This window comes from Xanthomonas sp. NCPPB 901, assembly GCF_056725085.1.
This window is the reverse complement of sequence record NZ_CM161511.1, coordinates 3885789-3904391: the sequence shown is the minus strand read 5'-3', so window position 1 is coordinate 3904391 and position 18603 is coordinate 3885789. Positions and strand designations below refer to the sequence as shown.

General features: G+C 66.5%; 26 protein-coding genes. 24 read left to right on the top strand and 2 right to left on the bottom strand.

The window, feature by feature from the left end; all coding sequences use genetic code 11:
• The first annotated feature begins 1 nt into the window (after position 1).
• From rplV to AC1PME_RS16385, 22 genes are all read left to right on the top strand, one after another.
• Positions 2–337: a 50S ribosomal protein L22 gene (gene rplV / locus AC1PME_RS16490; protein ID WP_003470663.1), complete on the top strand. Its 336-nt coding sequence runs from the start codon at positions 2–4 to the stop codon at positions 335–337.
• Between the two features lie 17 nt (positions 338–354).
• A complete protein-coding gene (rpsC, locus tag AC1PME_RS16485; RefSeq protein WP_010341595.1) occupies positions 355–1089 on the top strand; it encodes a 30S ribosomal protein S3 in 735 nt (244 codons plus the stop codon).
• A 5-nt stretch (positions 1090–1094) separates the two neighbouring features.
• A complete protein-coding gene (gene rplP / locus AC1PME_RS16480) occupies positions 1095–1508 on the top strand; it encodes a 50S ribosomal protein L16 (RefSeq protein ID WP_003470657.1) in 414 nt (137 codons plus the stop codon).
• On the top strand, positions 1508–1693 hold the full coding sequence (gene rpmC, locus AC1PME_RS16475) for a 50S ribosomal protein L29 (RefSeq protein WP_010341597.1): 186 nt from the start codon (positions 1508–1510) through the stop codon (positions 1691–1693). Before rplP ends, rpmC begins: the two co-directional genes overlap by 1 nt.
• A gap of 11 nt (positions 1694–1704) precedes the next feature.
• Complete coding sequence (rpsQ, locus tag AC1PME_RS16470) at positions 1705–1974, top strand: 30S ribosomal protein S17 (protein WP_010341599.1); 270 nt, start codon at positions 1705–1707, stop codon at positions 1972–1974.
• 14 nt (positions 1975–1988) lie between these two features.
• A complete protein-coding gene (rplN, locus tag AC1PME_RS16465; RefSeq protein ID WP_003486699.1) occupies positions 1989–2357 on the top strand; it encodes a 50S ribosomal protein L14 in 369 nt (122 codons plus the stop codon).
• A gap of 15 nt (positions 2358–2372) precedes the next feature.
• The gene (gene rplX, locus AC1PME_RS16460) at positions 2373–2690 is read left to right on the top strand and encodes a 50S ribosomal protein L24 (protein ID WP_010341604.1); all 318 of its coding nucleotides are present in this window, start codon (positions 2373–2375) and stop codon (positions 2688–2690) included.
• Positions 2691–2701: 11 nt separating this feature from the next.
• Positions 2702–3244 carry a 50S ribosomal protein L5 gene (gene rplE / locus AC1PME_RS16455; protein WP_010341606.1) on the top strand — a complete coding sequence of 181 codons (543 nt, stop codon included), beginning with the start codon at positions 2702–2704 and terminating at the stop codon, positions 3242–3244.
• 107 nt (positions 3245–3351) lie between these two features.
• Positions 3352–3657: a 30S ribosomal protein S14 gene (gene rpsN / locus AC1PME_RS16450; RefSeq protein ID WP_160967013.1), complete on the top strand. Its 306-nt coding sequence runs from the start codon at positions 3352–3354 to the stop codon at positions 3655–3657.
• Between the two features lie 252 nt (positions 3658–3909).
• A complete protein-coding gene (gene rpsH, locus AC1PME_RS16445; RefSeq protein ID WP_481096450.1) occupies positions 3910–4308 on the top strand; it encodes a 30S ribosomal protein S8 in 399 nt (132 codons plus the stop codon).
• Positions 4309–4324: 16 nt separating this feature from the next.
• Positions 4325–4852: a 50S ribosomal protein L6 gene (gene rplF, locus AC1PME_RS16440; protein WP_017908703.1), complete on the top strand. Its 528-nt coding sequence runs from the start codon at positions 4325–4327 to the stop codon at positions 4850–4852.
• An 85-nt stretch (positions 4853–4937) separates the two neighbouring features.
• Positions 4938–5297 (top strand): 50S ribosomal protein L18, encoded by a 360-nt coding sequence (gene rplR / locus AC1PME_RS16435; protein ID WP_254458958.1) that lies wholly within the window; start codon positions 4938–4940, stop codon positions 5295–5297.
• Positions 5298–5452: 155 nt separating this feature from the next.
• On the top strand, positions 5453–5998 hold the full coding sequence (gene rpsE, locus AC1PME_RS16430) for a 30S ribosomal protein S5 (RefSeq protein ID WP_010340449.1): 546 nt from the start codon (positions 5453–5455) through the stop codon (positions 5996–5998).
• Positions 5991–6182 carry a 50S ribosomal protein L30 gene (gene rpmD, locus AC1PME_RS16425; protein ID WP_010340450.1) on the top strand — a complete coding sequence of 64 codons (192 nt, stop codon included), beginning with the start codon at positions 5991–5993 and terminating at the stop codon, positions 6180–6182. The genes rpsE and rpmD overlap by 8 nt, the downstream gene beginning before the upstream one ends.
• A 6-nt stretch (positions 6183–6188) precedes the next feature.
• Positions 6189–6632, top strand: coding sequence for a 50S ribosomal protein L15 (gene rplO, locus AC1PME_RS16420; protein WP_019796105.1), 444 nt, complete (start codon positions 6189–6191; stop codon positions 6630–6632).
• Positions 6633–6639: 7 nt separating this feature from the next.
• Complete coding sequence (secY, locus tag AC1PME_RS16415; protein WP_254458957.1) at positions 6640–8010, top strand: preprotein translocase subunit SecY; 1371 nt, start codon at positions 6640–6642, stop codon at positions 8008–8010.
• Between the two features lie 339 nt (positions 8011–8349).
• The gene (gene rpsM / locus AC1PME_RS16410; RefSeq protein ID WP_010340453.1) at positions 8350–8706 is read left to right on the top strand and encodes a 30S ribosomal protein S13; all 357 of its coding nucleotides are present in this window, start codon (positions 8350–8352) and stop codon (positions 8704–8706) included.
• Positions 8707–8715: 9 nt separating this feature from the next.
• Complete coding sequence (gene rpsK, locus AC1PME_RS16405) at positions 8716–9108, top strand: 30S ribosomal protein S11 (RefSeq protein WP_003470632.1); 393 nt, start codon at positions 8716–8718, stop codon at positions 9106–9108.
• 14 nt (positions 9109–9122) lie between these two features.
• Complete coding sequence (rpsD, locus tag AC1PME_RS16400; RefSeq protein WP_184502563.1) at positions 9123–9752, top strand: 30S ribosomal protein S4; 630 nt, start codon at positions 9123–9125, stop codon at positions 9750–9752.
• Between the two features lie 50 nt (positions 9753–9802).
• Positions 9803–10801 carry a DNA-directed RNA polymerase subunit alpha gene (locus AC1PME_RS16395; RefSeq protein WP_010340455.1) on the top strand — a complete coding sequence of 333 codons (999 nt, stop codon included), beginning with the start codon at positions 9803–9805 and terminating at the stop codon, positions 10799–10801.
• Between the two features lie 200 nt (positions 10802–11001).
• Positions 11002–11385 (top strand): 50S ribosomal protein L17, encoded by a 384-nt coding sequence (gene rplQ, locus AC1PME_RS16390; protein ID WP_010340456.1) that lies wholly within the window; start codon positions 11002–11004, stop codon positions 11383–11385.
• 198 nt (positions 11386–11583) lie between these two features.
• The gene (locus tag AC1PME_RS16385; RefSeq protein WP_254458956.1) at positions 11584–12096 is read left to right on the top strand and encodes a disulfide bond formation protein B; all 513 of its coding nucleotides are present in this window, start codon (positions 11584–11586) and stop codon (positions 12094–12096) included.
• A 164-nt stretch (positions 12097–12260) separates the two neighbouring features.
• Here AC1PME_RS16385 and AC1PME_RS16380 read toward each other — a convergent pair whose 3' ends face one another.
• Positions 12261–13055 carry an alpha/beta hydrolase family protein gene (locus AC1PME_RS16380; RefSeq protein WP_481096449.1) on the bottom strand — a complete coding sequence of 265 codons (795 nt, stop codon included), beginning with the start codon at positions 13053–13055 and terminating at the stop codon, positions 12261–12263.
• 370 nt (positions 13056–13425) lie between these two features.
• Positions 13426–15570, bottom strand: a complete 2145-nt coding sequence (locus tag AC1PME_RS16375) for a TonB-dependent receptor (RefSeq protein WP_481096448.1) — start codon at positions 15568–15570, stop codon at positions 13426–13428.
• Positions 15571–15769: 199 nt separating this feature from the next.
• On the opposite strand from AC1PME_RS16375, the gene AC1PME_RS16370 reads away from it, so the two are divergent.
• Positions 15770–17164 (top strand): class II 3-deoxy-7-phosphoheptulonate synthase, encoded by a 1395-nt coding sequence (locus AC1PME_RS16370; protein ID WP_481096447.1) that lies wholly within the window; start codon positions 15770–15772, stop codon positions 17162–17164.
• 262 nt (positions 17165–17426) lie between these two features.
• The gene (locus AC1PME_RS16365; RefSeq protein WP_254458952.1) at positions 17427–18590 is read left to right on the top strand and encodes a mechanosensitive ion channel family protein; all 1164 of its coding nucleotides are present in this window, start codon (positions 17427–17429) and stop codon (positions 18588–18590) included.
• Positions 18591–18603 lie beyond the last annotated feature (13 nt).

Below are 18603 nucleotides of genomic sequence, written 5' to 3'. Positions count from 1 at the left end.
GATGGAAGCGAAAGCAATCCTGCGCACCGCGCGCATCTCCCCGCAGAAGGCCCGCCTGGTCGCTGACCAGGTCCGCGGTCTTTCCGCCGAGCGGGCGGTCAACCTGCTGAAGTTCTCGGACAAGAAGGCTGCCCACCTGATCAAGAAGGTGGTGGAGTCGGCGATCGCCAATGCCGAGAACAATCAAGGCGCGGATGTCGACGAGCTGAAGGTCAAGACCATCATGGTTGATGAAGGTCCGACCCTGAAGCGTTTCATGGCGCGGGCGAAAGGCCGCGGTACCCGCATCCTCAAGCGCACCAGCCACATCACTGTGGTTGTGGGCGCCGCCAAGTAAGCGGAAAGGAAAAGACGATGGGTCATAAAGTTCATCCGATCGGAATCCGCCTGGGTATCGCCAAGGACTGGAATTCCAAGTGGTACGCCAACAAGGCCGAGTTCGCCGGTTACCTGGCGGCCGACCTCAAGGTCCGCGAAATGCTGCGCAAGAAGCTGGCGCAGGCGGGCATCAGCAAGATCCTGATCGAGCGTCCGGCCAAGACCGCGCGCGTGACGATCCACACCGCCCGCCCGGGCGTGGTGATCGGCAAGCGCGGTGAGGACATCGAGAAGCTGCGCAAGGAAGTGAGCGAGATGATGGGCGTCCCCGCCCACATCAACGTCACTGAAGTGCGCAAGCCGGAGCTGGATGCGCAGCTGGTCGCCGAGTCGATCGCGCAGCAGCTGGAGCGTCGCATCATGTTCCGCCGCGCGATGAAGCGCTCGGTCGGCAACGCGATGCGCCTGGGTGCCCTGGGCATCAAGGTCAACGTCGCCGGCCGTCTGAACGGTGCGGAAATCGCCCGTTCCGAGTGGTACCGCGAGGGCCGCGTGCCGCTGCACACGCTGCGTGCCGACATCGACTACGGCTTCGCTGAAGCCAAGACGACCTACGGCATCATCGGCATCAAGGTCTGGATCTACAAGGGCGAGATCTTCGATTTCTCCCAGGTTGGCCAGGAAAAGCAGGACGATTCCCCGCGCAACGATCGTAACGATCGCGGCGACCGTGGCGACCGTCCGTCGCGTCCGGCCCGTGAAGCGAGGTAACGGCAATGTTGCAACCCAAGCGAACCAAATACCGCAAGATGCACAAGGGTCGTAACGACGGCCTGGCGTGGAGCGGAAACGCCGTCAGCTTCGGCGAGTACGGGCTGAAGGCCACGGCGCACGGTCAGCTGACCGCGCGCCAGATCGAGGCGGCGCGCCGCTCGATCAGTCGCTACGTCAAGCGCGGCGGCAAGATGTGGATCCGCGTGTTCCCGGACAAGCCGATCACCAAGAAGCCGATCGAAGTGCGAATGGGCTCCGGTAAGGGTAACGTCGAGTACTGGGTCGCCCAGATCCAGCCCGGTCGCATGATCTATGAAATCGAAGGCGTCGGCGAAGATGTCGCGCGCGAGGCGTTCCGCCTGGCCGCTGCCAAGCTTTCGGTGACCACCACCTTCGTGACCCGGACGGTACGCTGATGGACATCAAACAACTCCGCGAGAAGTCGGCCGACGATCTGAAGGCCCACCTGACCGATCTGCGCAAGGAGCAGTTCGCCCTGCGCATGCAGCAGGTCACCGGGCAGCTGCCGAAGACTCACGAAACCCGCCGGGTGCGCCGCGAGATCGCTCGCGTCAAGCACCTGCTCGGCAGCACGAAGTAAGGATGGCCGCGATGAGCGACAATAACGAAAGCAAGACGCTGCGCACGGTCGAAGGCCGTGTGGTCAGCAACAAGATGGACAAGACCGTCACCGTGCTGGTGGAGCGTCAGGTCAAGCATGCGCTGTACGGCAAGTACATCAAGCGCTCGACCAAACTCCACGCCCACGACGCCGACAACGCCTGCAACGAAGGCGATGTCGTGCGCGTGACTGAGATTGCGCCGATGTCCAAGACCAAGAACTGGCGGGTGGTGGAAATCGTCACCCGCGCGGCCGAATAAGGGAGATCTGAATCATGATCCAGATGCAGAGCTACCTCGACGTCGCCGACAATTCCGGTGCCAAGGAAGTGATGTGCATCAAGGTGCTCGGCGGCTCCAAGCGCCGCTACGCGCACATTGGCGACATCATCAAGGTCACCGTCAAGGACGCGATCCCGCGCGGCAAGGTCAAGAAGGGCGAAGTCTACGACGCCGTCGTGGTGCGCACCCGCAAGGGTGTGCGTCGTCCGGACGGTTCGTTGATCCGCTTCGACGGCAACGCCGCGGTGTTGCTCAACAACAAGCAGGAGCCGATCGGTACGCGCATCTTCGGGCCTGTGACCCGCGAGCTGCGTTCCGAGAAGTTCATGAAGATCGTCTCGCTCGCTCCCGAAGTGCTGTGAGCGGAGGACATACACATGGCTAACCGTATCAAGAAGGGCGACCAGGTCGTCGTCACCACCGGCAAGGACAAGGGCAAGCAGGGCGAAGTCGTCCGCGTCGACGGCGACCGCGTGGTCGTCTCCAACGCGAACATCGTCAAGCGCCACACCAAGCCGAACCCGCAGGCGGGCGTCGCCGGCGGCGTGGTCGAGCGCGAAGCGTCGATCCATATTTCCAACGTTGCGATCCTCAACCCGGCGACGGGCAAGGGCGACCGCGTTGGCTTCAAGGTGCTGGAGGATGGACGCAAACTGCGTGTGTTCCGCTCCAGCGGTGAGGCGCTCGACGCCTGAGGAATGACACAATGACTTCCCGTCTCGAAAAGATCTACAAGGAAGAAGTGGTACCGGCTCTGATGAAGAAGTTCGGTTACACCAATCCGATGGAAGTGCCGAAGCTGGTCAAGGTCACGCTGAACATGGGCGTGGGCGAGGCCGCGACGAACAAGAAGATCCTGGAAAACGCCGTCGCCGACATGGCCAAGGTCTCCGGCCAGAAGCCGGTGGTGACCAAGTCGCGCATCTCGGTGGCCTCGTTCAAGATCCGCGATGGCTGGCCGATCGGCTGCAAGACCACGCTGCGTCGCGCCAAGATGTACGAGTTCCTGGATCGCCTGATCAACATCTCGCTGCCGCGCGTGCGCGACTTCCGCGGTGTCTCGGGGCGTTCGTTCGACGGCCGCGGCAACTTCAACATGGGCGTGAAGGAGCAGATCATCTTCCCGGAAATCGACTTCGACGCCGTCGACGCGATCCGCGGTATGGATATCGCCATCACCACCACCGCCAAGACCGACGCCGAAGCCAAGGCGCTGCTCGAAGCGTTCAAGTTCCCGTTCCGTAACTGATTGACGCCGGGATTCGGGACTCGGGATTCGGGATGGAAGGGCGTCACGCCCGCCACCCCGGATCCGCAGATCTCCAATCCCCAATCTCGAATCCCGAGGATTTACAGATGGCAAAGACCTCCATGGTCAACCGCGACATCAAGCGCAAGAAGCTGGCGAAGAAGTTCGCCGACAAGCGTGATGCGCTGAAGAAGATCATCGCCTCCGGCACCGCCTCGTACGACGAGAAGGCCGAGGCCGTGACCAAGCTGCAGAAGCTGCCGCGCGATTCGTCGCCGAGCCGCCAGCGCACCCGTTGCGAACTGTCCGGCCGCCCGCGTGGCGTGTACAGCAAGTTCGGCCTGGGCCGCAACATGCTGCGCAAGGCGACCATGAACGGCGACGTGCCGGGCCTGCGCAAGGCCAGCTGGTAATTCCAGCGGCGCCGGTCCCGTCCGCGGGGCCGGGGCAGGGCGGTCCCGCCGCCCGCGTGTCGTTCAGACAACGAGTCCGACGCAAGTCGGACTTTTTGTCGTATACTCCCGCTCCTTGCCTCGCGGCAGGGATGGGTATGCAGCCGTCGCGGGTTCCTCCGGCGGTTGCGCTTCACCCCCAGCGTCATTCCACAGCTCCACCACACAAGATTTTCGCGAAAGCGGATATCGGTGCACTCAAAGGTAGACACCATGAGCATGACTGATCCCATCGCCGACCTGCTGGTCCGCATCAAGAATGCGGCCGCGGTTGGCAAGCCGACGGTGAAGATGCCGTCCTCCAAGATCAAGGTTGCGATCGCGGAAGTGCTGAAGGCCGAAGGCTACATCAGCGATCTGCGCGTCAACGTGATCGAGAACAACAAGTCCGAACTGGAAATCGTGCTGAAGTATTTCGAGGGCCGTCCGGTCATCGATACGCTCAAGCGCGTTTCGCGTTCGGGTCTGCGCCAGTATCGCGGCAAGACCGAGCTGCCGAAGGTTCTCGGCGGTCTGGGCGTTGCCATCATTTCCACGTCCAAGGGCATCATGACCGATGCGCAGGCCCGTCAGGCCGGCGTCGGTGGCGAAGTCCTGTGCTTCGTGGCCTAAGGGAAGGAGTACTTACATGTCCCGCGTAGCCAAGAAGCCGATCTCCCTCCCGAAGGGCGTCGAACTCACCGTCCAGGCCGACCAGGTCAGCGTCAAGGGCCCGAAGGGCACCCTGTCGCTGCCGAAGCCCGCCGGCGTCGAAATCAAGCAGGAAAATGGCGTCGCCACGCTGTCGGCGAACGATCCGTCGCACATCGCCATCACCGGCACCGTCCGCGCCATCCTGGCGAACATGGTGCAGGGCGTGTCCGCGGGCTTCGAGCGCAAGCTCGAGCTGGTGGGCGTCGGCTACCGTGCCACGATGCAGGGCAAGGACCTGAGCCTGGCGCTCGGTTTCTCGCACCCGATCGTGTTCAGCGCGCCGGAAGGCATCACCCTGGCCGCTCCGACCCAGACCGAGATCCTGGTGCAGGGCGCCGACAAGCAGCGCGTCGGCGAAGTTGCCGCCAAGATCCGCGGTTTCCGTCCGCCGGAGCCCTACAAGGGCAAGGGTGTGAAGTACGCCGGTGAAGCCATCATTCGCAAGGAAGCCAAGAAGGCCTAAGCCAGGTCCTTCCGCCAGGAGTCCGGCCGCGAGGCCGGGTTCCCCACGAACGCCTCGCTTCCTTCAGCTTCCGTAGGACACAGACATGACCATCAACAAGAACATCGCCCGCCTGCGTCGCGCCAAGTCGACCCGCGCCCACATCCGCGAGCTCGGCGTCGCCCGCCTGTCGGTGCTGCGCACCGGCCAGCACCTGTACGCGCAGGTCTTCACCGCCGACGGCTCCAAGGTCCTCGCCGCGGCGAACACCCTGCAGGCCGACGTCAAGGAAGGCCTGAAGAACGGCAAGAACAGCGACGCCGCCGCCAAGGTCGGCAAGCTGATCGCCGAGCGCGCCAAGGCCGCGGGCGTCGAGAAGGTCGCCTTCGACCGCTCGGGCTACCGCTACCACGGCCGCATCAAGGCGCTGGCCGACGCCGCGCGCGAAGGCGGCCTGCAGTTCTGATCCTTGCGGGTGCGGCGATGCCGCGCCCGTCCCGCCGATGCGGGGTGCATCGGACCTTGGCGCGCCTTCTGCGCGCGTCCGGGGAACACGGCTCCAGACCACAACCACAAGCGGCAACGAAGCCGTAAATCTTTTCCTCTATCAAGGACATCACAATGGCTGAAGAACAGCGTGCACCGCGGGGTCGTGATCGCGACCGCAACCGCGAAGAGAAAGTCGACGACGGCATGATCGAGAAGCTGGTCGCGGTCAACCGCGTCAGCAAGACGGTCAAGGGCGGTCGCCAGTTCACCTTCACCGCGCTGACCGTGGTCGGCGACGGCAACGGCAAGATCGGTTTTGGCTACGGCAAGGCGCGCGAAGTGCCGGTCGCGATCCAGAAGTCGATGGAGTACGCGCGCAAGGGCATGCTCAACATCGACCTGAACAACGGCACCCTGTGGCACCCGGTGAAGTCCGGCCACGGCGCGGCGCGCGTGTTCATGATGCCGGCCTCGGAAGGTACCGGCGTGATCGCCGGCGGCGCGATGCGCGCCGTGCTGGAAGCGGTCGGCGTGAAGAACGTGCTGGCCAAGGCCGTCGGTTCGCGCAACCCGATCAACCTGGTGCGCGCCACCCTGCGCGGCCTGGAAGACATGCAGTCGCCGGCCCGCATCGCGGCCAAGCGCGGCAAGAAGGTGGAGGATCTGACCCATGGCTAATGAATCCACCAAGACGGTGAAGGTGCGCCTGGTGCGCGGCCTGCGTGGTACCCAGTCGCGTCACCGCCTGTCGGTGCGTGCCCTGGGCCTGAACAAGCTCAACGATGTGCGCGAACTGAAGGACAGCCCGCAAGTGCGCGGCCTGATCAACAAGGTTCAGTACCTCGTCCAGGTTGAGGAGTAATCGACCATGACTTTGCATCTGAATGATCTGAAGCCCGCGCCGGGCGCGCGCACCGAGCGCACCCGCGTCGGTCGCGGCATCGGTTCCGGCCTGGGCAAGACCGCCGGCCGCGGCCACAAGGGTTCTTTCGCGCGCAAGGGCGGCGGCAAGATCAAGGCCGGCTTCGAAGGCGGCCAGACCCCCATGCAGCGCCGTCTGCCGAAGATCGGCTTCCGTTCGAAGATGGCCAAGGACACTGCCGAAGTGCTGTCCTACCAGCTCGACAACCTGCCGGCCGGCGAGATCGATTTCGCTGCGCTGCGCGCCGCGAAGCTGGTCCCGAGCACCGCGAAGAAGGCCAAGGTGGTGCTGAAGGGCGAACTGACCAAGGCGTTCGTGCTGAAGGGCGTCGCCGCGACCGCCGGTGCCAAGGCGGCAATCGAAGCTGCCGGCGGCAGCGTGCAGGAGTAACACGCAGATGGCGCAGGCTGGCATGGGTAACCTCGGCGGCGGGCTCGGCAAGTTCACGGAACTTCGCCAGCGCCTGTTGTTCGTTCTCGGCGCATTGATCGTCTACCGCATCGGCTGCTACGTGCCGGTGCCGGGCGTCAATCCCGAAGCCATGCTTGCGCTGATGCAGGCGCAGGGCGGCGGCATCGTGGACATGTTCAACATGTTCTCGGGCGGCGCCCTGCACCGTTTCAGCATCTTCGCGCTGAACGTGATGCCGTACATTTCGGCATCGATCGTGATCCAGCTGGCCACGCACATCTTTCCGTCGCTGAAGGCGATGCAGAAGGAAGGCGAATCGGGCCGGCGCAAGATCACCCAGTATTCGCGCATCGGCGCGGTGCTGCTGGCGGTGGTGCAGGGCGGCAGCATCGCCCTGGCGCTGCAGAACCAGACCGCACCGGGCGGTGCGCCGGTGGTGTACGCCCCCGGCATGGGCTTCGTGCTCACCGCGGTGATCGCGCTGACCGCCGGCACCATCTTCCTGATGTGGGTCGGCGAGCAGGTGACCGAGCGCGGCATCGGCAACGGCGTCTCGCTGATCATCTTCGCCGGCATCGTCGCCGGCCTGCCGGCGGCGGCGATCCAGACCGTGGAGTCCTACCGCGACGGCAACATGAGCTTCATCTCGCTGCTGCTGATCGTGCTGACCATCCTCGCCTTCACCCTGTTCGTGGTGTTCGTCGAGCGCGGGCAGCGCCGGATCACGGTGAACTACGCGCGCCGCCAGGGCGGCCGCAACGCGTACATGAACCAGACCTCGTTCCTGCCGCTGAAGCTCAACATGGCCGGCGTGATCCCGCCGATCTTCGCCTCGAGCATCCTCGCCTTCCCGGCGACGCTGTCGATGTGGTCGGGCCAGGCCGCCTCCAACAGCACCTTCGGCAGCGTGCTGCAGCGCATCGCCAATGCGCTGGGCCCGGGCGAGCCGGTGCACATGATCGTGTTCGCCGCGCTGATCATCGGTTTCGCGTTCTTCTACACCGCGCTGGTGTTCAACTCGCAGGAAACCGCGGACAACCTGAAGAAGTCCGGCGCGCTGATCCCCGGCATCCGCCCGGGCAAGGCCACCGCCGACTATGTCGACGGCGTGCTGACCCGCCTGACCGCGGCCGGCTCGGTGTACCTGGTGATCGTCTGCCTGCTGCCGGAAGTGATGCGCGTCCAGCTCGGCACCACCTTCCATTTCGGCGGCACCTCGCTGCTGATCGCGGTCGTGGTGGTGATGGACTTCATCGCGCAGATCCAGGCGCACCTGATGTCGCACCAGTACGAAAGCCTGTTGAAGAAGGCCAACCTCAAGGGCGGCTCGCGCGGCGGCGGTTTTGCCCGCGGTTGATTGCTATACTGTTTGAATCCTTCCGCGAAGACGCCCCGGCTCCCGGGCGCAGTCTTCCGACTTGAAGGGCGGCCCGTGCAGCGGTCTCGTGCGCGGGTGAGACGTGGTGGTCCTGCGCTGGAGTAGCGCGGGCGGCAGGGTGGAGGTTTCTCCCTGTCAACGACGTCCGGCGCCGGAGCATGGGCACACTCCCCATGCCGGGCTTGCGGAACCGTGAGGTTCCGCGGGCTTCCATGTAACCCGAGACCTTGCTAGACTTACAAGTTCACTTTTTGATCCATCCTGCCGGATGGCGCCGTGGTGCGCCGTCGGGCCATCACTCAGTTGGAGAACCGCGTCATGGCGCGTATTGCAGGCGTCAACCTGCCAGCCCAGAAGCACGTCTGGGTCGGGTTGCAAAGCATCTACGGCATCGGCCGTACCCGTTCGAAGAAGGTCTGCGAAGCCGCAGGCGTGACCTCGACCACCAAGATCCGCGACCTGTCCGAGCCGGAAATCGAGCGCCTGCGTCTCGAAGTCGGCAAGTACATCGTCGAAGGCGACCTGCGTCGCGAAATCGGCATCGCCATCAAGCGACTGATGGACCTGGGCTGCTACCGCGGCCTGCGCCACCGTCGTGGCCTGCCCCTGCGCGGTCAGCGCACCCGTACCAACGCCCGCACCCGCAAGGGTCCGCGCAAGGCGATCAAGAAGTAAGGGACCGACATGGCTAAGCCCGCAGCAGCAAAGACCAAGAAGAAGATCAAGCGCGTCGTCACCGACGGCGTCGCCCACGTCCACGCTTCGTTCAACAACACCATCGTGACCATCACCGACCGTCAGGGCAATGCGTTGTCCTGGGCGACCTCCGGTGGCGCCGGTTTCCGCGGTTCGCGCAAGTCCACGCCGTTCGCGGCGCAGGTGGCCGCCGAGAAGGCCGGGCGCGCTGCGCTCGACTACGGCGTGAAGTCGCTGGAAGTGCGCATCAAGGGCCCGGGTCCGGGTCGCGAGTCCGCCGTCCGTTCGTTGAACAACGTCGGATACAAGATCACCAACATCATCGACGTGACGCCGATCCCGCACAACGGGTGCCGTCCGCCGAAGAAGCGTCGCGTCTAAAGGAGCGATAAGAAATGGCTCGTTATATCGGTCCTACCTGTAAGCTCGCGCGCCGCGAAGGCGCCGATCTTTCCCTCAAGAGCCCGGCGCGTGCGCTGGACTCCAAGTGCAAGCTGGAGCAGAAGCCCGGCCAGCACGGCGCGACCGCCCGCAAGGGCAAGCTGTCCGACTACGCCACCCAGCTGCGCGAAAAGCAGAAGGTCAAGCGTATCTACGGCCTGCTGGAGCGTCAGTTCCGCAACTACTACAAGAAGGCCTCGACCAAGAAGGGCAACACCGGCGAGAACCTGCTGCAGCTGCTGGAAACCCGCCTGGACAACGTCGTCTACCGCATGGGCTTCGCCGTCACCCGTCCGGCCGCGCGCCAGCTGGTGTCGCACCGTGGCGTGCTGGTCAACGGCAAGTCGGTGAACCTGGCCTCGTACCAGGTCAAGGCCGGCGACGCGATCGCCCTGTCGGAAAAGGCGCAGAAGCAGCTTCGCGTGCAGGAAGCGCTGAGCGTTGCCGAAACGCACGACCTGAACCCGTCCTGGGTCGAGGTCGATTCGAAGAAGTTCAGCGGCATCTTCAAGGCCGTGCCGGATCGTGCGGACCTGCCTGCCGACATCAACGAAGCGCTGATCGTCGAGTTGTATTCGAAGTAATCACATTGGAGAGCCTCCGGTCACGGAGGCTCGTCAGGAGAACCCGCAACATGACGGTTACCGCCAACCAGGTTCTGCGCCCGCGTGGGCCGCAGATCGAACGCCTTACCGACAACCGCGCCAAGGTCGTGATCGAGCCCTTGGAGCGCGGGTATGGGCATACGCTGGGCAATGCCCTGCGTCGCGTGCTGCTGTCCTCGATTCCCGGCTTCGCGATCACCGAAGTCGAGATCGACGGCGTGCTGCACGAGTACACCACGGTCGAAGGGCTGCAGGAGGACGTGCTGGAAGTCCTGCTGAACCTCAAGGACGTGGCCATCCGCATGCATACCGGTGACAGCGCCACGCTGTCGCTGTCCAAGCAGGGTCCGGGCACGGTCACTGCCGCCGACATTAAGACCGACCACAACGTCGAGATCCTCAACAACGACCACGTGATCTGCCACCTGACCAAGGACACGGCGATCAACATGCGTCTGAAGATCGAGCGTGGCTTCGGCTACCAGCCGGCCGCCGCGCGTCGCCGTCCGGACGAAGAGACCCGTACCATCGGTCGCCTGGTCCTGGACGCCTCGTTCTCGCCGGTGCGCCGCGTCGCCTACGCGGTCGAGTCGGCCCGTGTCGAACAGCGTACCGACCTGGACAAGCTGGTCCTGGACATCGAAACCAACGGCACGATCGATGCCGAGGAAGCCGTGCGCACCGCCGCCGATATCCTCAGCGACCAGCTGTCGGTGTTCGGCGACTTCACCCATCGCGACCGTGGCGCGGCCAAGCCGGCCAGCAACGGCGTGGATCCGGTGCTGCTGCGCCCGATCGATGACCTGGAACTGACCGTGCGTTCGGCCAACTGCCTGAAGGCCGAGAGCATCTACTACATCGGCGATCTGATCCAGAAGACCGAAGTGGAGCTGCTCAAGACCCCGAACCTGGGCAAGAAGTCGCTCACCGAGATCAAGGAAGTGCTGGCCCAGCGTGGCCTGTCGCTCGGCATGAAGCTGGAGAACTGGCCGCCGGCCGGCGTCGCCCAGCACGGCATGCTCGGCTGAGTCTTGCGTATCCGGCCGGTGCCGCAAGGTGCCGGCCGCGCGTTGTTCGCTTCATCCGCACCATCACGTCGACGGGTCGCCAAGCCCGCGGCGTCGCCCGGTCAAGGACGGCCGGCACGGACCATCCGCAGTCCACATTCAACGCCAGGACGGCGACAGCGATGTCCAACAGTCCCACTCTTCCATAGGAATCCCAACCCATGCGTCACCAGAAATCCGGCCGCAAGTTCAGCCGCACCAGCGCCCACCGCGAAGCGATGTTCAAGAACATGGCGGCGTCGCTGATCAAGCACGAGCTGATCAAGACCACCCTGCCGAAGGCCAAGGAACTGCGCCGCGTCGCCGAGCCGCTGATCACCCTGGCCAAGGTCGACAACGTCGCCAACCGCCGCCTGGCCTTCGCGCGCCTGCGCGACAAGGAAGCGGTGGGCACCCTGTTCACCACGCTGGGCCCGCGCTACCAGGCGCGCCCGGGTGGCTACCTGCGCATCCTCAAGTGCGGCTTCCGCGCCGGCGACAACGCGCCGATGGCCTACGTCGAGCTGGTCGACCGCCCGGCCGTGGCCGAGGAAGTGGCCGAGTAATCGGTCCGCCCCTGCAGCAGCAAGAAGCCCGGCTTGTCCGGGCTTTTTTGTTTTTGCGGCCGGGATTGGGGAGTCGGGATTGGGGATTGGTAGAGTACGGCGGCGGTGCGGGCAGGGCGGCCAATGGCGCCATGACACATGGTGATGGAACGCACGATCGCGGATAATGCGCGGATCGTCGCTGCGAGTCCGAGTCCGATGAATCCGTTACGCTGGGGTTTCCGCGCGCAGTTCCTGCTCGGCTTTCTGATCTGCGCCGGCTTGCTGGGCTATGCGATCTTCGTGCAGCTGCAGCTGGGCATCGAGCCGTGCCCGCTGTGCATCTTCCAGCGCATCGCCTTCGCCGCGCTGGGTGTGCTGTTCCTGCTCGGCGCCCTGCACGGGCCGCGCAGCGCCGGTGGGCGCAAGCTCTACGGCGTCCTGGCGTTCCTGGCCGCGGCCGTGGGCGCCGGCATCTCCACCAAGCACGTGTCGGTGCAGCTGTTCCCGGATCCGATGGCCTCCTGCGGCCCGCCGCTGAGCTTCCTGCGCGAGACCATGGGGCCGTTCGAGGTGTTGCGCCGGGTGCTGACCGGCACCGGCGACTGCGGCAACATCGACTGGCGCTTCCTCGGCCTGTCGATGCCGATGTGGTGCCTGATCTGCTTCGTGCTGCTGGCCGTGTTCGCGCTCTATGCCGGCTTCAAGAGCCGCCGGCGCACGCTGATCTGAGCGTGCCGCTGCGGCGCGCCGAGCGCGCGGCCTGACGGCGCCTTTGGGCGGCTGCCGCTGAGGCTGCCGCAGGCGGCGGCGCCTGCAAGCGCTCGCCGCCACACACCGAGGTTCTCCACCCGGTCCGGCCGGCGCCCCCGGCGATCGCGATGGCGAGCTGTGCGTCAGTGCGACGCGCTGGCCGGCGCCGGCGACGGTAAGGGTGTCGCCCGCGGGACGACCTGGGCGAGGAACGCCGCCACCGGCCTGGCCCACACCTTGGGAGTGGCCTGGGCAAAGGTCTTGTGGCCATCGTCGCCAAACGCCGGCAGGTCGACGAAGGTCACCGGTGGCCTTGAGCCGGCGCGGTAGGCCGCGTACATGCGGTGCGCCAGCTCGGGCCGGAAGAAGTGATCGTTCTCCGCGTACAACCACAGCTGCGGCAGCGTATTGGCCGCACCCAGGGTCTTTTCCGCGTCGACCAGGCGGTCCTCGCCGGCGCAGATGACCTCCTTGCCGTTGCTGCCGCGCCCGCCGGCGAAACTGATCACGCCGAGCACGCCCAGCGGCGGCGCATCGGCCAGCGCCACCGCGCCGAGGCCGCCGGCGGACTGGCCGACCACGACGATGCGCTGCGGGTCCACGCCGGGAAGGCGCGCGGCGGCGTCGACGATCGCCGCTTCGGCCGCGGCGATCTTGCGCCCGGCGACGACGAAATCGACGTCATGGCAGTTGCCGGCGCCTTCCAGGTAGCGTCCGCTGGAGCTGCCGTAGCCGGGCCGCAGCGCCAGCACCACCATGTAGCCGCGAGCGACGAACCAGCGGGCGGCACGGGCGAAGCCGAGGCGGGTGTCGGCGAGCTTGCGCTTGTCCGCAGGCGTGCCGTGGTGGATGACGATCAGCGGGAATGGGCCGGGGCCGGTGGGGCGATACACGCGTGCGGCGAGATCGTAGTCGACGCCTTGCACGGCGACCGGCATTCGGAAGTCCGTGACGCTTTCGGCATGCGCCAGCGGGGAGGCCGCGAGGAGGAGGAAGGCGCTCGTGAGGGCGGCGGCGAATAGGTGTTTGCGCATGGGCGGGACCTGGCATGGACGGAGGCGTGGCAACGCGTCGTGGCGGTCCGCTGCGATCGGCATGCCGTCGCGGGCCTGCCTGCGCTGGGCTAGGCCGCGGCCACGACGCGGCACGCGGGCTTCGCTGGAATGCCGGACGGGGCGCGGCAAGTGGCCGGACCCGTCGCGTCCTGCAGCGACCTGCCGTGGCGGATCGGGGCGGCGCGCCGCCGCTCCGCTGCCACGACGCCTGCGGCGCACGACCGGTGCGCCGCAGGCCACCACCCCGCCCTGCTCAGAAGTCCTGCTGCAGGCTCAGGTAGACGCCGCGGCGCGGCGCCCATTGCGGCGCGAACACGCCGATGCCGCCGCCGTCGCGCAACTGGTAGTGGCGGTCGAGCACGTTGAGCACCGCCAGCTGCGCGTGCAGCGGGTGGCTGCTGGCCAGGGCGAAGTCGTGGCCGGCGCTGAGGTTGAGCTGGAAGTACGCAGGCAGCTCGCCGCCGTTGGGCACGCCGTCGGCGTCGGTGCGCAGGCCGCTGCCGAACAGGTAGTCGGCGCCGATGCGGCTGTCGTCGGCCAGGGCGTAGTTGATGCCGCCGGAGGAGGTCAGCTTCTGGTCGTGGTCCAGGTGGATCCAGTGGTCGTAGGCGTAGGCCAGCGCATCCGGGTCGAAGTTGTATAGGCTGGTCATCACCCGCTTGCCCATGGCCTTGCTGTAGGCCGCGTTGAAGTAGGCGTTGATCGGGCCGTTGCTGTAGTCGGCGCTGAACTCGGCGCCGCGGATGCGGCCGTAGCGGTAGTTGAAGGTGGAATAGACGTAGGCGGCGCCGAACTGGCCTTCGTCCTGCAGGCGGTCGGCCTTGCGGTAGTAGGTGTCCAGGCCCAGGGTCAGGTGGTCGCCGACCATCTGCGAGATGCCCAGGTCGTAGTAGTCGCTGCGCTCGCTCAGCGGCTTGGTCGGGCCGCCCGCCGCCGACTGCTGGTTGGTGGTGCCGTCGTACAGGGCGATGTCGCTGGTGGAGATCAGCTCGGTGGCCGGCGGGGTGAAGTAGCGCGCATAGCCGGCGTGCAGGGTGGTGCTGTCGCTGGCGTGCCAGACCACGCCCAGGCGCGGGCTGAGTTGGCCCTCGGTGGTGCCGAAGGCCTTGTAGCGGTCGCCGCGCACGCCGTAGTTGATGGTCCAGGCGTCGCTCGGCTGCCATTCGTCCTGCAGGTAGACCGCGTAGGTGCTGGCGTGGAAGCGGCTGGCGTCGGGGATGAACAGCGGCACGTCGCTGCTCTGGCTGCCGTCGTCGTTGGCCGGGAACACGTAGGCGTTGTTGCTGGCGTTGGCGTGTTCGAAGTTGCCGTACACGCCATAGCGCAGGGTGTGCGTGCTGCCCCACGGCGTGGAGAAGTCGGCCTGCAGGGTGCTGGCGCGGTTGGCGCGCTGCACCTGCGAGGCGATGCCGTTGAAGATCAGGTCGCCGGCGATGTCCGGGGAGAACGCGACGCTGCTGTAGCGTTGGCCGGCCGACAGCTGGTAGCTGGTGTCGCCGAGCGCGCCCTGCAGCACCAGGGTGCCGAAGCGGGTGTTCTCGCGCTGGTTCTCGTCGAGCTGGGAGGAATCGAAGGTGCTGGTGCCCTGGTAGGTGAACGCCGGCGTCTGCCCCGGATTGTTGGGGATCTGGAAGCGGTTGTTGGCGTAGCCGACCAGCAGGCTGAGCCGGGTGTTCTCGTTCAGCAGGTAGCTGAGGTCGGCGAAGCCCTTGCCCTGGTGGGTCTTGTCGTGGATCGGGTTGGCGCTGTCGGTCGGATTCTCCATGCCGATGCGGTTCTGCAGGTAGTTGCCGCTGGCGAACCAGCTGAAGCGGCCGTCGCTGCCCCACCACGAGGCGTTGGGGTTGAGCGTGCCGTAGGAGCCGCCGGTGATGCCGACGCTGCCGCCGTTGCCCAGTTCCACGCCGTTCTTGGTGGTGATGTCGACCACCGCCGCGGTGCGGTCGCCGAACTGCGCCGGCAGCGCGCCGTCGAGCAGGCGGATGTTCTTGATCGTGCGCGGGTCCAGGGTCTGGCCGAAGCCGGAGATGGATTCGGGGATCATCACGCCGTTGATGCGGTACTGCAGGTTGGCGTGGTCGCCGCGCACATGGATGCCGCCATAGGAGTCCTGGACCACGCCCGGCGCCTGCAGCAGCACCTGGTTGAGCGGGGTGGAGGCGCCCAGCGGCAGGCGCGCGATGTCCTCGGCGCTGATCGCGTACTGGCTGCTGCCGATGTCCGGCGACAGCGCGTTGCGTGCGGCTTCCAGCTTGGCGGTGACGGTGACTGGGTCGAAATCGACGGTCGGCTCGGTGGCGGCGGCGGTGCTGTCGACGGCGTCGTCCGCGGCGAGGGCGAGACCGGGGGCGACCAGGAGGATCAGGGCGATGGCGGAGGAGAGGGGGCGACGTGTCATGGCAAGGCGGACCGAAGGGGAGGAATTGTTACTTAATAACAGTGTGCTTTCGCAAAAACGCCGGCGTAGGCCGGAAGTCATGGCGGCATCGCGATGTTGCTTGCCGTTCATGTCGTGGCGCTGCCAGCGTGACCGGCGCACGACGCTATGCGGCGCGCTCCGGCTCTGCGAACATCACACACTGCCAAGGAGTCCTTTCATGAATCTGTCCGCCGCCGCCGTGTCCGCATCCGCCTCGTCGTCCTGGTCGCCCGCGAGCTGGCGCGAGCGGCCGGCGTTGCAGATGCCGGTGTATCCGGACCCGCAGGCGCTGGAGGCCACGCTGGCGGAACTGCGGCAGTTGCCGCCGCTGGTGACCTCCTGGGAGATCTTCGCGCTGAAGAAGCAGTTGGCCGAGGCGCAGGAGGGCAAGCGGTTCCTGCTGCAGGGCGGCGATTGCGCGGAAAACTTCAACGATTGCGAATCCGGCACCATCTCCAACCGGCTCAAGGTCCTGCTGCAGATGAGCCTGGTGCTGGTGCACGGCCTGCGCCTGCCGGTGGTGCGCGTCGGCCGTTACGCCGGGCAGTACGCCAAGCCGCGCTCGGCCGACACCGAGACCCGCGACGGCGTGACCCTGCCCAGCTACCGCGGCGACGTGGTCAACGGGCCGGAGTTCACCGCGCAGGCGCGGGTGCCGGATCCGCGGCGCATGATCACTGCGCACTCGCGTTCGGCGATGACCATGAACTTCGTGCGTGCGCTGATCGACGGCGGCTTCGCCGACCTGCACCATCCCGAGTACTGGAACCTGAGCTGGGTCGGCTACTCGCCGCTGGCCGAGGACTACCAGAAGATGGTGGCCTCGATCGGCGATGCGGTGCGCTTCATGGAGACCCTGTCCGGCGCGCAGCTGTACAACCTCAACCGCGTCGATTTCTACACCTCGCACGAGGCCTTGCTGCTGCCCTACGAGGAAGCGCTGACCCGCGAGGTGCCGCGGCAGTGGGGCTGGTTCAACCTCAGCACGCACTATCCGTGGATCGGCATGCGCACCGCGGCGCTGGATGGCGCGCACGTGGAGTACTTCCGCGGCATCCGCAATCCGATCGCGATCAAGGTCGGGCCGTCGGCGCAGCCGGACCAGTTGCTGCGCCTGATCGACGTGCTCAATCCGGAAGACGAGCCGGGCCGGCTGACCTTCATCCACCGCATGGGCGCGGCGCAGATCGCCGAGAAGCTGCCGCCGCTGCTGGATGCGGTGAAGCGAGACGGCCGCCGCGTGCTGTGGGTGTGCGATGCGATGCACGGCAACACCGAGAGCACCAGCAACGGCTACAAGACCCGGCGCTACCAGAACGTGCTGGGCGAAGTGGAGCAGTCGTTCGACATCCATGCCGCGGCCGGGACCCGCCTGGGCGGCGTGCATCTGGAGCTGACCGGCGAGGACGTCACCGAGTGCACCGGCGGCGCGCGCGAGCTGACCGAGCGCGACCTGGAGCGCGCCTACCGCTCCAGCGTCGACCCGCGCCTGAACTACGAGCAGTCGTTGGAGATCGCGATGGCGATCGTGCGCAAGCAGAACGGGCGCAACGTCGCCACGCCGCTGGCCTAGTCGGTTGGTGTAGTTGGTTGGTCTAGTCGGCGGCGCGCGTACCCGCGTGTCGACGCTGTCGCCGTGCACAGATGCGCGTGGCGCCGCTGCAGTCCCCACGCGCCGGCATCGCGCGGCTGCCGCCGGCATGCGGCCCGGTGTTCGCAAGCGCTAGCGTGCGCGCCGGTGCGCCAGGCGGCGCCTGGCGCGTACGCTCGACATCGCGCTAATCCCCGCGCTGCCACACTGTCGCGACTCCTCCCCCCCGACACAGGAGCGCATCTTGGCCCTCGATCTCCACTGGCTGCCGTGGCGTGCCTACACGCTGCCGATCGGCGCCGCGCTGATTCTCGGTTTCCTGGCCTGGTGGCTGTTGCTGCGCATCGCCCAGCGCATGCGCGGCCGCGATTACCGGCGCGCGCGCATCGTGCGCGTGGTCAGCGTGCCGGTCGCCTTCCTGCTGCCGATGCTGATGCTCAGCTTCGCGCTCGAATCCACGCCGCTGGACGATGCGGCGCTGAGCGACCTGCAGCACCTGCTGCACATCGGCATGATCGGTTGCGTGACCTGGTTGCTGGTGCGCGGCGTGGCGGCGCTGGAAACGGCGATCCTGCGCAGTCATCCGATCGAGGTGGCGGACAACCTGACCGCGCGCCGCGTGCAGACCCAGACCCGGGTGCTGGCGCGGGTGGCGATGGGCACGATCATCCTGGTCGGCACCTCGATCGTGCTGTTGACCTTTCCGGCGGTGCGGCAGATCGGCACCACCCTGCTGGCCTCGGCCGGCATCATCGGCCTGGTCGCCGGTATCGCCGCCAAGCCGGTGTTCGGCAATTTGATCGCCGGCCTGCAGATCGCGCTGACCCAGCCGATCCGGCTCGACGACGTGGTCATCGTCGAAGGCGAATGGGGCCGCATCGAGGAGATCGGCAGTTCCTACGTGGTGGTGCGGATCTGGGACGAGCGGCGGATGGTGGTGCCGCTGACCTGGTTCATCGAGAACCCGTTCCAGAACTGGACGCGCAACAGCGCCGACCTGCTCGGCACCGCGTTCCTGTGGCTGGACTACCGCACGCCGATCGCGCAGGTGCGCGCCGAGCTCGAGCGGATCTGCAAGAGCGAGCCGCTCTGGGACGGACGGGTGTGCGTGACCCAGGTGACCGACACCAGCGAACGCACGATCCAGGTGCGCCTGCTGGTCAGCGCGCGCAACTCCGGCGATGCCTTCGACCTGCGCTGCATCGTGCGCGAACGCATGCTGGATTTCCTGGTGCGCGAGCATCCCTACGCCTTGCCGCTGCTGCGCGCGGAACTGGCGCCGGAGCCGGCGCAGCTGTCGCATCCGCCGGTGCGCGCCAGCGATTCGGAGGCGATGCGCTCGCCGGGTGCCGAGGATGGGGCGCCGGCGGTGAATGCCGCAACCGGCGAGGCACGCGCGGCGCGGTGATTGATCGCTGAGC

What these genes read in the sequence shown, in the direction of transcription:
- rplV (WP_003470663.1), top strand. Translation starts at nt 2, where the DNA reads ATGGAAGCGAAAGCAATCCTGCGCACCGCGCGCATCTCCCCGCAGAAG.
- rpsC (WP_010341595.1), top strand. Translation starts at nt 355, where the DNA reads ATGGGTCATAAAGTTCATCCGATCGGAATCCGCCTGGGTATCGCCAAG.
- rplP (WP_003470657.1), top strand. Translation starts at nt 1,095, where the DNA reads ATGTTGCAACCCAAGCGAACCAAATACCGCAAGATGCACAAGGGTCGT.
- rpmC (WP_010341597.1), top strand. Translation starts at nt 1,508, where the DNA reads ATGGACATCAAACAACTCCGCGAGAAGTCGGCCGACGATCTGAAGGCC.
- rpsQ (WP_010341599.1), top strand. Translation starts at nt 1,705, where the DNA reads ATGAGCGACAATAACGAAAGCAAGACGCTGCGCACGGTCGAAGGCCGT.
- rplN (WP_003486699.1), top strand. Translation starts at nt 1,989, where the DNA reads ATGATCCAGATGCAGAGCTACCTCGACGTCGCCGACAATTCCGGTGCC.
- rplX (WP_010341604.1), top strand. Translation starts at nt 2,373, where the DNA reads ATGGCTAACCGTATCAAGAAGGGCGACCAGGTCGTCGTCACCACCGGC.
- rplE (WP_010341606.1), top strand. Translation starts at nt 2,702, where the DNA reads ATGACTTCCCGTCTCGAAAAGATCTACAAGGAAGAAGTGGTACCGGCT.
- rpsN (WP_160967013.1), top strand. Translation starts at nt 3,352, where the DNA reads ATGGCAAAGACCTCCATGGTCAACCGCGACATCAAGCGCAAGAAGCTG.
- rpsH (WP_481096450.1), top strand. Translation starts at nt 3,910, where the DNA reads ATGAGCATGACTGATCCCATCGCCGACCTGCTGGTCCGCATCAAGAAT.
- rplF (WP_017908703.1), top strand. Translation starts at nt 4,325, where the DNA reads ATGTCCCGCGTAGCCAAGAAGCCGATCTCCCTCCCGAAGGGCGTCGAA.
- rplR (WP_254458958.1), top strand. Translation starts at nt 4,938, where the DNA reads ATGACCATCAACAAGAACATCGCCCGCCTGCGTCGCGCCAAGTCGACC.
- rpsE (WP_010340449.1), top strand. Translation starts at nt 5,453, where the DNA reads ATGGCTGAAGAACAGCGTGCACCGCGGGGTCGTGATCGCGACCGCAAC.
- rpmD (WP_010340450.1), top strand. Translation starts at nt 5,991, where the DNA reads ATGGCTAATGAATCCACCAAGACGGTGAAGGTGCGCCTGGTGCGCGGC.
- rplO (WP_019796105.1), top strand. Translation starts at nt 6,189, where the DNA reads ATGACTTTGCATCTGAATGATCTGAAGCCCGCGCCGGGCGCGCGCACC.
- secY (WP_254458957.1), top strand. Translation starts at nt 6,640, where the DNA reads ATGGCGCAGGCTGGCATGGGTAACCTCGGCGGCGGGCTCGGCAAGTTC.
- rpsM (WP_010340453.1), top strand. Translation starts at nt 8,350, where the DNA reads ATGGCGCGTATTGCAGGCGTCAACCTGCCAGCCCAGAAGCACGTCTGG.
- rpsK (WP_003470632.1), top strand. Translation starts at nt 8,716, where the DNA reads ATGGCTAAGCCCGCAGCAGCAAAGACCAAGAAGAAGATCAAGCGCGTC.
- rpsD (WP_184502563.1), top strand. Translation starts at nt 9,123, where the DNA reads ATGGCTCGTTATATCGGTCCTACCTGTAAGCTCGCGCGCCGCGAAGGC.
- AC1PME_RS16395 (WP_010340455.1), top strand. Translation starts at nt 9,803, where the DNA reads ATGACGGTTACCGCCAACCAGGTTCTGCGCCCGCGTGGGCCGCAGATC.
- rplQ (WP_010340456.1), top strand. Translation starts at nt 11,002, where the DNA reads ATGCGTCACCAGAAATCCGGCCGCAAGTTCAGCCGCACCAGCGCCCAC.
- AC1PME_RS16385 (WP_254458956.1), top strand. Translation starts at nt 11,584, where the DNA reads ATGAATCCGTTACGCTGGGGTTTCCGCGCGCAGTTCCTGCTCGGCTTT.
- AC1PME_RS16380 (WP_481096449.1), bottom strand. Translation starts at nt 13,055, where the DNA reads ATGCCGGTCGCCGTGCAAGGCGTCGACTACGATCTCGCCGCACGCGTG.
- AC1PME_RS16375 (WP_481096448.1), bottom strand. Translation starts at nt 15,570, where the DNA reads ATGACACGTCGCCCCCTCTCCTCCGCCATCGCCCTGATCCTCCTGGTC.
- AC1PME_RS16370 (WP_481096447.1), top strand. Translation starts at nt 15,770, where the DNA reads ATGAATCTGTCCGCCGCCGCCGTGTCCGCATCCGCCTCGTCGTCCTGG.